The 557-nt window shown below is 63.4% G+C and carries 1 protein-coding gene; it reads left to right on the top strand.

The window, feature by feature from the left end:
* The coding region (locus tag AB4118_RS34245) for an FtsK/SpoIIIE domain-containing protein (protein WP_441493912.1) at window positions 1-557 on the top strand (557 nt) is incomplete at both ends.

The following is a 557-nucleotide window of genomic DNA, read 5'->3' on the forward strand; positions in this document are numbered from 1 at the left end:
ATCGAACTGCCCAATGCCAAGCGCGAGACCGTCTTCCTGCGCGAGCTGCTCGCCAGCCAGGATTTCGAATCGACCAAGCACAAGCTGGCGCTCTGCCTCGGCAAGACCATCGGCGGCGAGCCGGTGATCGCCGATCTTGCCCGCATGCCTCATCTGCTCGTCGCCGGCACCACCGGTTCGGGCAAGTCTGTCGCAATCAACACCATGATCCTGTCGATCCTCTACCGGCTGACCCCCGCACAGTGCCGGCTGATCATGGTCGACCCCAAGATGCTCGAGCTCTCCGTCTATGACGGCATCCCGCATCTGCTCACCCCCGTCGTCACCGACCCGAAGAAGGCGGTGGTCGCGCTGAAATGGGCGGTGCGCGAGATGGAGGAGCGCTACAAGAAGATGTCGAGGCTCGGTGTGCGCAACATCGACGGCTTCAATGTCCGGGTCGGCGAGGCGCTGGCTGCCGGCGAGATCATCACACGCACCGTGCAGACCGGCTTCGACAAGCATTCCGGCGAGGCGATCTACGAAGAAGAGGTGATGGATCTGGGGCCCCTGCCCTA

Origin of the sequence: Allobosea sp. 2RAB26, assembly GCF_052115465.1 — a bacterium.
In the GTDB taxonomy this organism is placed as follows: domain Bacteria; phylum Pseudomonadota; class Alphaproteobacteria; order Rhizobiales; family Beijerinckiaceae; genus Allobosea.